This window comes from Claveliimonas bilis, from assembly GCF_020892095.1.
GTDB classification, from domain to species: domain Bacteria; phylum Bacillota; class Clostridia; order Lachnospirales; family Lachnospiraceae; genus Claveliimonas; species Claveliimonas bilis.
In genome coordinates this window covers 1,551,447-1,562,170 of sequence record NZ_AP024845.1, presented here as the reverse complement: position 1 = coordinate 1,562,170, position 10,724 = coordinate 1,551,447, and the positions used below count along the sequence as shown (strand labels likewise).

Annotated in this window: 14 protein-coding genes; 1 reads left to right on the top strand and 13 read right to left on the bottom strand. The window is 43.6% G+C overall.

The window, feature by feature from the left end; all coding sequences use genetic code 11:
* Positions 1-11: 11 nt before the first annotated feature.
* From asnS to EUBC25_RS07595, 7 genes are all read right to left on the bottom strand, one after another.
* The gene (gene asnS / locus EUBC25_RS07625; protein ID WP_230104923.1) at positions 12-1,403 is read right to left on the bottom strand and encodes an asparagine--tRNA ligase; all 1,392 of its coding nucleotides are present in this window, start codon (positions 1,401-1,403) and stop codon (positions 12-14) included.
* A gap of 858 nt (positions 1,404-2,261) precedes the next feature.
* On the bottom strand, positions 2,262-3,380 hold the full coding sequence (locus EUBC25_RS07620; RefSeq protein ID WP_230104922.1) for a tyrosine-type recombinase/integrase: 1,119 nt from the start codon (positions 3,378-3,380) through the stop codon (positions 2,262-2,264).
* Between the two features lie 14 nt (positions 3,381-3,394).
* Positions 3,395-3,631, bottom strand: coding sequence for a hypothetical protein (locus EUBC25_RS07615; protein WP_230104921.1), 237 nt, complete (start codon positions 3,629-3,631; stop codon positions 3,395-3,397).
* Positions 3,632-3,914: 283 nt separating this feature from the next.
* The gene (locus tag EUBC25_RS07610) at positions 3,915-4,268 is read right to left on the bottom strand and encodes a hypothetical protein (protein ID WP_230104920.1); all 354 of its coding nucleotides are present in this window, start codon (positions 4,266-4,268) and stop codon (positions 3,915-3,917) included.
* Positions 4,269-4,492: 224 nt separating this feature from the next.
* Positions 4,493-4,642, bottom strand: a complete 150-nt coding sequence (locus EUBC25_RS07605; protein ID WP_230104919.1) for a hypothetical protein — start codon at positions 4,640-4,642, stop codon at positions 4,493-4,495.
* Positions 4,635-4,841: a hypothetical protein gene (locus EUBC25_RS07600; RefSeq protein WP_230104918.1), complete on the bottom strand. Its 207-nt coding sequence runs from the start codon at positions 4,839-4,841 to the stop codon at positions 4,635-4,637. Before EUBC25_RS07600 ends, EUBC25_RS07605 begins: the two co-directional genes overlap by 8 nt.
* A gap of 111 nt (positions 4,842-4,952) precedes the next feature.
* Entirely contained in the window at positions 4,953-5,282 is a 330-nt protein-coding gene (locus tag EUBC25_RS07595; RefSeq protein WP_230104917.1) for a hypothetical protein, read from the bottom strand.
* Positions 5,283-5,629: 347 nt separating this feature from the next.
* Here EUBC25_RS07595 and EUBC25_RS07590 point away from each other — a divergent pair, with 347 nt between their 5' ends.
* Positions 5,630-5,815: a hypothetical protein gene (locus EUBC25_RS07590; protein ID WP_230104916.1), complete on the top strand. Its 186-nt coding sequence runs from the start codon at positions 5,630-5,632 to the stop codon at positions 5,813-5,815.
* Between the two features lie 1,127 nt (positions 5,816-6,942).
* Here the strand turns inward: EUBC25_RS07590 and EUBC25_RS07585 are convergent.
* The 6 genes from EUBC25_RS07585 to EUBC25_RS07560 all read right to left on the bottom strand — a co-directional run bounded on the left by EUBC25_RS07585 (position 6,943) and on the right by EUBC25_RS07560 (position 10,602).
* On the bottom strand, positions 6,943-7,140 hold the full coding sequence (locus EUBC25_RS07585) for a hypothetical protein (protein ID WP_230104915.1): 198 nt from the start codon (positions 7,138-7,140) through the stop codon (positions 6,943-6,945).
* A gap of 347 nt (positions 7,141-7,487) precedes the next feature.
* The gene (locus tag EUBC25_RS07580) at positions 7,488-8,399 is read right to left on the bottom strand and encodes a sigma-70 family RNA polymerase sigma factor (protein ID WP_230104914.1); all 912 of its coding nucleotides are present in this window, start codon (positions 8,397-8,399) and stop codon (positions 7,488-7,490) included.
* Between the two features lie 26 nt (positions 8,400-8,425).
* Entirely contained in the window at positions 8,426-9,268 is an 843-nt protein-coding gene (locus EUBC25_RS07575) for an ATP-binding protein (protein ID WP_230104913.1), read from the bottom strand.
* Positions 9,265-10,032 (bottom strand): hypothetical protein, encoded by a 768-nt coding sequence (locus EUBC25_RS07570; RefSeq protein ID WP_230104912.1) that lies wholly within the window; start codon positions 10,030-10,032, stop codon positions 9,265-9,267. Before EUBC25_RS07570 ends, EUBC25_RS07575 begins: the two co-directional genes overlap by 4 nt.
* Entirely contained in the window at positions 10,022-10,399 is a 378-nt protein-coding gene (locus tag EUBC25_RS07565) for a hypothetical protein (RefSeq protein ID WP_230104911.1), read from the bottom strand. The genes EUBC25_RS07570 and EUBC25_RS07565 overlap by 11 nt, the downstream gene beginning before the upstream one ends.
* A complete protein-coding gene (locus tag EUBC25_RS07560; RefSeq protein WP_230104910.1) occupies positions 10,399-10,602 on the bottom strand; it encodes a hypothetical protein in 204 nt (67 codons plus the stop codon). Before EUBC25_RS07560 ends, EUBC25_RS07565 begins: the two co-directional genes overlap by 1 nt.
* Positions 10,603-10,724 lie beyond the last annotated feature (122 nt).

Below are 10,724 nucleotides of genomic sequence, written 5' to 3'. Positions count from 1 at the left end.
TCTGTCCCTCTTTACAGTTCACAGTTGTTTACTGTTCTTGGGAATGGGATCACATCTCTGATATTGCTCATTCCCGTCAAATACATAATACATCTTTCAAAGCCAAGTCCAAATCCGGAGTGCCTTGTAGAACCATATTTCCGAAGATCCATATAAAATCCGTAATCTTCTTCCTTCAGTCCCAGCTCCTTCATGCGGGCAGCCAGCTTATCATAATCATCTTCCCTCTGGCTTCCTCCGATGATCTCCCCGATTCCCGGAACAAGACAATCTACTGCTGCAACCGTTTTATTGTCATCATTCATCTTCATATAGAAAGCCTTGATATCCTTCGGATAGTCCGTTACAAATACCGGACGCTTGTAAACTTCCTCTGTCAGATAACGTTCATGTTCTGTCTGAAGATCTGCTCCCCAGGATACTTTATATTCAAATTTATCATTGTTCTTTTCCAGTATTTCAATCGCTTCTGTATAAGTCACTCTCGCGAAGTCAGAAGAAACGACATTATTCAGACGGTCAAGAAGTCCTTTATCTACAAAAGAATTGAAGAAATTCATCTCTTCCGGCGCATTTTCCAACACATAGCTGATCACGTATTTCAGCATGGATTCTGCAAGAGCCATATTATCATCAAGATCTGCAAAGGCCATCTCAGGCTCGATCATCCAGAACTCTGCCGCATGTCTTGTCGTATTGGAATTTTCCGCACGGAACGTGGGTCCGAACGTATAAATATTCCGGAAAGCCTGGGCGTAAGTCTCTCCGTTTAACTGACCGCTGACTGTAAGGTTTGTCTCTTTGTTAAAGAAATCCTGGGAATAGTCCACCGTACCGTCCGGATTCTTTGGAACGTTTTCCATATCCAATGTGGTTACACGGAACATTTCCCCTGCTCCTTCGCAATCGCTTCCTGTGATCAGAGGAGTGTGCACATAGACAAATCCTCTCTCCTGGAAAAATTTGTGGATCGCATAGGCGGTCAGGGATCTTACCCGGAATACAGCCTGGAATGTATTCGTTCTCGGCCGGAGATGGGCAATCGTCCTTAAGAACTCAAAACTGTGGCGTTTCTTCTGCAGCGGATAATCCGGCGCGGAAGCTCCTTCCACTGTCACTTCCTCTGCCTGGATCTCGAAAGGCTGCTTTGCCTGCGGCGTTGCCACAAGCGTTCCTTTTACAATGATCGCCGCCCCTACATTAAGTTTGGAAATCTCTGCAAAATTTTCCATTTTATCGTGGTACACAACCTGCAGCGGTTCAAAAAAGGAACCGTCGTTTACAACAATAAACCCAAACGTCTTGGAATCCCGGATGCTCCGTACCCAGCCGCCTATGGTGACTTCTTTATCCAAATAATCTTCTCTGTTTTTATACAGCTCTTTGATCGTTGTCAGTTTCATATCCATTTACTCCTTTAAATTTCCCTTTGCTTTTTGCACGTTTCCCCCATTATAGCATACTGTTTGGTGTTGTGCCACACCGGGAAGTTAAAAAAGGGGTTAGCATATAAAGTTTCATAAAACCTTGCACGCCCCGGTCAAATATGCTATATTAAAGACACAAAAGGAACAACCGCCCACAAGGGGTTGACCTCACAAAATGGTAAATAGAAATGCCACCCTGATACCAGCCAAAGTTCCGGGGTGGTTTTTCTATGCTGAAAACATTACTTCATAAACATAAATACGAATGTCAGTAATGCTAAAATGAACATTCCAAAAGCCATTAAATCTTTAAAATCAAACGGTTTTTTATCCATCAGCACCACCCCCATTCTATGTAGAATAGAGGTCAAGCCACCCTGTAACACGGTTGTTCCTGTTCACATAATACCACAATAGCGACAGGCAGACAACCTCCTCCGCTACGGAGTAGAGTACTTTTTTATTTCATTGTGGGTAAATTGTGGGTACAGCTTGAATTTTAGCTCTACACATGCTATACTACTTCACGTTGCAAAGCCCATTACACGCAGGCTGTCACTGGCAGCCTGCTCTGTACGCTAAGGCGAAAACCAAGGTCTATAGGGCTTTCCGGCGGTCACCGCCGTTAAATGTGCCGAGTGTTCGAGACCTTCCACTCGTAAAACAAAACTTCGATACCTACATATTTATATAGGTTTATCTTAATACATTAAGCCATGAAAACACTGTGTTTTCGGGCTTTTTCTTTTATTAAAGTTTATCCAGCTTTATGCAATTTGGTACTTTTTTGGTACTGTGCGCAATAAAAAAGAGCCCCTATGAAGAGCTCTAATATTAAAACACATTTGCTATCTTCTCCATTTCTTCCGCCTTTGTATCCGGCAGTACATGACTGTACAGATCCATTGTCATAGCCAGGGAACTATGCCCTAGGATTGTTTTAAGGACCTGCGGCTGCATCCCTGCCTCTATGGCCCTGGTGGCAAATGTATGCCTAAAGACATGGGCCGTAATCCGCGGAAAATCATAGCCTGCTGCCCTAATCCGCTTTATAGTACGATCAATTTCTGCTTGAACCCTTTCCCTGCTGATCGGTTCGCCATTCTCATTGCAGAAAAGATATTGATCCAGCTTTACGACCTTAAAACCCCAGTATTTCCGTTGCGCTTCTATATGTTCCAGTATGGCAGCAGTCAACGGTATATCCCGGGTAGAAGTCCGGGTTTTCGGTGTATCTTCAACATACCCCCTATGCTCAATATACTTTAGTGTCCGACGAACATGGATTACATTCTGCTTCTTGTCAATATCCGAGTATTTGAGCCCTTGCATCTCGCCCTTTCTCATGCCTGTACGCAGCATAACCTCAAAGAAATGGTATAAGTAACTCTCTTTAGCATACTCCATGAACAGAGCCTGCTGCTCCTTAGTCATAGCTTGCCTAGTCTTGTTCTCCGTCTGTCTTGGCAGTTCTGCCAGTCTTACCGGATTTCTCTCTATCAGTCCGTTTCTCACAGCCTGCTGAAAGCAGCCATTTAATACTGCAGATACAATCTTGATACTAGAAAGAGCATATCCCTCCTTCACCAGATCATTATACAGCTTCTGAACATGTTCGCCCCGGATCTCTGTAATCTCCCTGCTGCCCATTCGGTTCTTAATTATGCTTTGGTAGTATTTCTCATAGCTTATATAGGTTCCCAGCTTTACCCTGTTCTTTTTGTATTCCTCCAGCCATGTTCTATACCATTCATCCAGAATAATCCTTTCTTTTGCCACAAACAGCCCATGTTCCAGTTTATACTTAAGATCTGTCATAGCTTTCTGTGTTTCAGTGACTGTTGTCCCATGCACAAGATACCTTTTTCCCTGGTACATGAAACGTCCTTCAAAGCCTTCATATCTCTGCCGTATCCCTCTCGGGAGCTTTCTCCCTCTCTTGTCAACTGCCATATTATCACCGCCTTTCAGACAAGGCCTTCAAACACCAGGGCTAAAGCATAGCGGAATCCACTGATAAATCCACTATGCTGTCCATAGCTGCTTCCTGCAAATACCAGATCTTCCAATTCTTCCCGATCCTTTACCGGCCAATTTACAGTATCCAGGTATTCTCTAATCTCCTCTTCAAGCGCTTCATCATCTGCCCGTGACTCCGGAAGTTCATGGAAAGCTCTCTCATATATATTTTCTATCCGTGTCATATAGTCCTCTCTTTCTCTGCTGCATGGCAGCAGGCATATTCTGCTTGCAATCGGGCTATACGAAAGTTATAATCAAGATAGCCCGATATCTTGTGTGTATTGGGTTATTTCTGTTTTCGCCCCGTTGTGTTGCCGCACTTCGGGGCATTAATATTTTCTGTCCTTTTTACTTCCTTTCATTTCAGTTCTAGTTTTTTCTAGTAAAAAGTTAGGTTTTATTAGGTTTTATCCTGTAAAATATCAGCAAGTCAGCATCCGATTAACCCTTAACATTTATTATTAGTCATGATTTCAAGAAGCCTTTAGGCAATATAAACTGCTGTCTTTCTTCCGCACTTATCTCTCTAGCATAATTATCCGGATTTAACCCCATAACAGCAAGGTTTTCTCTCATAGCCTCAATTTCCTGTATTATCTCCTCTTCACTAACTCCAAAGGCTTCCGCTAATTCGCCTGGTGTAAAATGCTCTTCCACACCAAACGCCTTGCCTAATGCCATTCTTAAACCTGTATATATCGTTTGGTAAGAAAAACCTTGCGCTTCCCCACTCTTTATTTGCTCCTCTATGGTCTCTATATCTACACCATAAGGGCCATAATTTACCATAATATTGTTGATTACGTCTTTTCTTGTCATTTCAATATCCTCCTTCCATCCTGCCGCCCCGGTTCTGCTGTTAGCGCAGCTCCCCAGGGAGGGCAGTTATTGTTCTTCTATGCTCCGGCAGTATTGGTAGCACACCAGAGCGCCGTTCACTCTCTGATTTGTTCAATTTTCGGATGTTACTATTAGTCACATCCGGCTAATGCCTGCCGCCTGGGATCAGTGTTGCAGCACCGTCCCAGGAGGACAGAAAAGCTTTATTTACCTGTTGCCAACCTACGGGCTATCTCGTTCCGAAAGATCTGTTTTACTCCCGGGTTCCAGCAGTCTTCCTGCAACATATCTCTTAATTCCTCCACTGTATTCGGCTCAATCAATAAACAGATCAGCTCTTCCCATTTACTCATCTGCAGTTCCTCCCTTCATTTCAATCAGTCGTGGTCTATGCACTTCAATCAACTTAAATGTCTCCTGAAAGAAATGTGCAAGGGCTGGCTTACCTGCACTATGAGCCATCAAAATGATCTTAATTTTCATATAATCATCGGGTGCGACTTTCAACATTTCTATGATGAAAGCCGCAATAATCTTATCCTTTTCGTCCATTTACCTCTTGCTCTTTCCGCCGGACTCATGCTACTATGTGACTGTGTTTATAGTGTAGCTCCGGCTATACTCGCCCCTGTCAGTGTTGCAGCACTGGCAAGGGCATTTTCTTTATACTGTTGCAATCTCCTGTACCTGGGACCGCCCAAAGAAGCTCGCTTTGTATATGGCCCCGTCCCCTTTGCTCCCCCAAATCAGCTCTGTGCCAAATAACGCCTTGCTGCCGTGGATCACTTCATATCCGAGCTTTTTCCAGCCGCTCCAGGTATTTGTCTCTTCTATGATGCCCGCTGCCGCTTTAGCACTTTCAATCCGCTTAGTATTGACTTCTTCGGCTTTTGCCGTGATCCACGCTCTATGTAAGCATTCCGAAAATGAAAGCTGCATCTTACGGTAGTTCTTCCATGCTCTCAACATGATAGCTCTAAGATTGTACTTCATATTCTCATCTCCTTTCTCTGGAAGGTTCCCAACAGCTCCGGCAGGTCTTAAAGCTATCTAAGGTTTCTCGACCATCTCATTATCCCCTTACCCTTGCCCGGTATTACGTTGGTGTCTCCGGTACGCTTTCGCCACTTCGTTTTCACCCTTCGCTGTTGTCCTTACCTTTATCTTGATTATATTTTAATATATGTGTACGCATATATCAATTGGCACAATCCACAAATATACGTACACATATTTGTATATTTTGTATGTGTACACATATTGAAATTTGTGTTATACTTTAGCCATACTAGAAGAGGTGTATCCATTTTTGGACTCACCCCATGAAAGGAAGTGAATACATGGCTTTAACGGAGGCACAAAAAAAAGCAAACTCAAAATATCGCGAAAAAAGCATTAAACGCATACCTCTAGATGTCCAAAAAGAGAAATACGAAGAAATCAAAGCGGCAGCAGATGCAGCAGGCGAAAAAGTCAACAGATATATTAAAAAGGCCATTGATGAGCGGATGGAGCGGGAACAATAATGCAAAACAATCCTTTTTCCAAGAAATATCTTGATATGTTTGTAACCACTTTACCCAAGTGTGAGCTGTGCAAAAGATATCAGCTCAAAAACAGCCTCGAAGTCTGTGAGGCTTTTCCAAACGGAATTCCTGAAGATGTAATATGGGAGTCTTTCGAAAAGGAATGTAATAACGGCATTTTCTTCGAAGAAGCCGAAGAATAGTTCTCATGCAACTGTCAACACTCTCACCATGAAAGGATGTGTTACTATGCCCACTCCAAAACGGCAATATACTACTGACGATATTTATAAATTACCAGATTTTATAAAAGTAACTTTGTTTGATGGGGAAATATTGACGGATGACTGGACAGATCTAATCATAGATGAGGAAGTCTTTAAGAATCCACCTTCTGAAGATCACCACGTGACGTACCGCCTTTCTGTAGTAAAATCTGAATAGCCCTTGCACCACTCGGCCAGATATGCTATATTAAAGACACAAAAAGGAACAACCGCCACAAAGTGGTTGGCCCCCGTAAGATAAGTCTTAAAACCGCCCTTACTCGCCAAAGTACAAGGGCGGTTTTGCTATGCTAAAACATCACTTGATAAACGTAAATACGAATGTCAGCAATGCCAGGATGAACATTCCAAAGGCCATAAGATCTTTAAAATCAAAAGGTTTCTTGTCCATCAGCACCACCCCCATTCTATGTAGAATAGAGGTCAGCCACCCTGTAACACGGTTGTTCCTCTACATATACTACCATATCGGGCAGCAGGCGGCAATCATCAAATTTTGATCTATGAATGTTGTTCTTTTATTCCATCAGATTATCTGTATTCAATTATCAAGGTGCCACATAACTCCGCTATTTTCTTTATGAAATCAATTTAGATCCTATACCCCAACATTTCCTCACTGACAGGATAAAAATCGAAAATAGCGTCTTATCTCCTTTATCGGAAACAGCTTTGGAAACATTACAGTATATTATTCTTTCTCATTTCTTTCATCCTCACTCTTGCAGCCTCTTTCTGCCCCTCCGATACTTCTCTGATTGGACTGATCTTGAGCCAACCAAGGACTCCAAAATTTCCACATCCTTTTTAAGGTGTCGAAAATGTCGCTATCCTCTTCTTTTATGACGTCTTGAATGTCTCAATCAGCTTCCTTCCCTCCTCCGACTCCAGAAACACTTTGGCTATAAGCTCCGCCGTCTTCCTGGCCTGGGCCTTCTTTCTCCTGGACTCTCCGCTCTTAATCCCTCCTTTATGCCCCATTTCCCGGAGTTCCTTCGGGCTTCGCTCACTGTTCGGAATTAAATTTTTCTCATTCATTTCTCTTGCTTCCCTCGGGCTTTGCTCGTACTTCACAATCATGCACACAATCCGGACGTTGCAATAGTAACGTTGCGAACGGTAACGCTCGCTTTCCGGCTCTCTAACGCCCTAGATCCTGCACACCTTCACCCTCTTTGTTTGTTCTGCCAAAAGGGTACAGATGCACCTCGGCAAATCACCGACCTTGTAGGTGATGGGGTATCGCATTTCACTACCCCTGGCCCGTCGTTTCGCCTGGTACGTCAACCGAGCCACTTTCGGTCTGGTTCGTCTCCTAAATTTTGAGGAGTCCACCCTCCGGATCGCCTTGCCTGCTGTCGGATCGTGATACCCTTCATGGTTCTTCATCTGTAATGCAGCTCCCTCTCTGCCCATTCTATCGCCTCCCTCTCCACTTCGCTTGTCCATGTCTCTTGAAACCTTCTCACCCCTATATGGCGTATCGGCGCCGCTGCCAAGTATTCCTCATAGTGTGCCCGGAAAGTTCTGCATCTGTGAGGCTGCCGGAGAATCCGCATTGCCTTGCTCTCAAGTTGTCGTGCCCTCTCACGGTTCACGCCAAGAGCCTGTCCCGTTTTCTCTAGTGTCAGCCCGTCTTTGTATCGTAACCGGACGGCAGCAGGCAGATCTCCGGGGAGCTGATCCACGGCAAGCCATAACTTCCGCCCCATCTGCTCCTTGTCCATCCTCGTGCAGGCGTCTTCTTCCAGGTCTTCCCCGGAAGAGACCATATCCATCATGGTGAGCCCCCCGTCCTCCATCTCCAGAGGAGCGTCTAGGCTTCCCATATTGCCCATTCTGACCGCCTGCTGGATGTCCCGGAGCTTTTCCTTCTTGATCCCCAAAAGCCAGCACAGTGCCCCATCTGACGGCCACTCGTGATAGGCCTGCCGGTACTCCCGTAACGCCCGGTTATATTCCCTGATCCAGTCCTGCATATTGGAGGGAATCCGCACCACGGCCCCGGCGTTTTCAATATACCGCTTCATAGCCTGCTTAATCCAAAAGGCAGCGTAATTAATGAACTTCATGCCCTTGTCCGGCTCATAGTGTCTCACGGCTTCACACAGGCCAATATATCCCTCCTGCTCCAGATCTTCCATCTCGGCCAGGCCTGCATACTTCCGGGCCATCCTCGCAATGAATCCCCGGTTCTGCTGCCATAGCTTAAGCATATTCTCCGCTTCATTCTCCCCGGACTGAATCCGGGACACAAGCTGTTCATTGCTTATTCTGTTTTCAAGGTTCATTGACATAGCCAGCCCACTCCCTTATACTTTATTTACCAGATATTAGGAAGGGCTTGACCGTTTGCGGCAGGCTCTTTTAATAATCCCTTTAGAAAATCTTCTGTTTTCCGCTTTGCTTCACTTCGCCTTACACTGTATTCCGGCATAACTAATGGGACAGAATGTCCCACAATCCTATCTGCTGTTCTTTCGTCTCCCGGAAGATTTTCCATCTCATAATTACTAGTATATATTGTTGGAAGAATATGCTTATCTCGAAAATCCACCAGTCTGAAAACCGCTGTTGTTATCCAGTCTTTGCTGCCTCCTTCCGCTCCAATATCATCCAATACCAGTAATGCACAGTCCTTTATTCTTAGAATATCTTCTCGCGCTTGGTCTGATTTTTCTTTAACCAACTCTATATAATCTGGAACTGTAATAAATTTTACAGATATGCCGTATCTTACTATAATCTCATTTGCCATACAGCAAGCGAGAAAAGTCTTCCCGCTCCCTTTAGTATGTGATGAAATATACAATCCACGGCCTTGCTTTCTATATTCTGAAAATCGTGTTATAAAAGAATTTCCAATATCCTTCTGTACATCCGTATTTTCATGATATCTAGTCCAATTGAAATCTTTCGCTCTTTTGCTAAAATATTCCGGTGGGATCATGCTTCTGCTATATCTCTGCTCGGTCAATTCTGGGCTTATTCCATCTTTGTAGAAAAACTCTTGCGTAACGCCGTAGTCGTCTATACTGTATTCTTCGAGCGTTCCCTTGGTTCTCCCCTTATCAACACTTTTTATATTTGTTATAACAGCTTTTACCGGCTGGCCATTAGGATACAAGACCTGCTCTTCCCCTATATTTCTTTGTCGAGTTTTCAAGACATGCCTCCTTGCAAATACTTTTCATAATATGCTGAAGCAGGTACATTTTCCTTTTGCTCTTCTTGTTTAGGTAAATAGTCCACAAAAGGAGTGTTTGCGCTTAGGAACGTGGCGCCGTGCTTTATATACCTTTCCTCTGTGTGTTTCTCTCTACACTCTTCCGCATATCTTTGGGCAGCAGTCAACAATTCCTCTTCTGAAAAACCATCTTTTAATCTAGCCAAATAGCATTTATGTGCCTTTGATTTCTCCTTTTTCCTCGGATATGCTTTCCAAAACTCCTCGAAATGCACACTATAGTTATTACTCTTTACTATACTATCCTTACCTATCCTAACCTGGGTATCCACTTGCGATACCATCGGGTTACCTCCCGGTATACCATTTGGTACACCAGAAACAGATATGCTGCGTAATTCATCGGAAATAACATATACATCATTCACTAATTCCAAAGCAGCTTTTTCTGTTAAATGTCGTGTTGCTGTGTATCTGTCTTTCCTCAAATAGTTGTTTACTCTCCAGTCTTTAATAACAATAATTCCGCTATCAAAAGGAATAATATAACCTTTTGATACAAGTATTCTAAAATCATCATCACTTGCATTTGTCATTCTAGTAATTTGTTTTGGTGCTGATACAAAGCCATCATCGTCTGCTTTCATTCCGAGCTGTAAATATAAGGCTTGTGAAGAAGCAGGCATTTCCAGAAACTTGTCCGTGCAGACTACATCAGCAGAAAACATCCTTCTATTTGCCATCGTTATCTCCTCCTATTATTGCCTGCTGCCCCGCTGGCACTTTCAATACTGCCCTGGCACTCTTTGCTGCTCTTAGCGTATTTAATGCTCTTGAGTCCATCGTCTTTACAAATTCCAATATCTCCTGCCTGTCTTTTGGCCTCCAGTAGCCTCGGCCAGAACCGGAGCATATCACAGCACCGTGATTCCTCTCATAAGCGATACGTTCCTGAAGTTCCCGGGAAGATTTACACCCCGTTAGCCGCACCAGATCCACTGTACTGATTGCATTTTCTTTCCCTACTGGCAGCAGGTTCATTATTGGAAATTCAGTCTTGCCGGACTGATTTCCTGTATGTACTCGGTTATTTCTGTTTTCTTTCTGCATTACTTTACCCCCGTGAGAGTGTTGAAATACTCATCAATCTTACGGCGATCCCATAATACGCGCCGCCCAATCTGCACCTTTGCGCCAATCTCTTCTCCTAGTTTCATAGCATTGTTTCGCCCAAGATTTGTGTATGCCCTTAATTCTTCCGTGTCCATTAGGCGAGATTCCCCTACTGTAGCTGTTATTGTTCTGTTTCTCATGATTACTCCTTTCGTTTATCTTTGTTTATCTACCTCTTGCAAGCTTTGCTTTCATTTGTTACAATATTATTGTAATTCAACGAAATTAAACTTTCAACATTTTTATTCATTATTTTTATCAT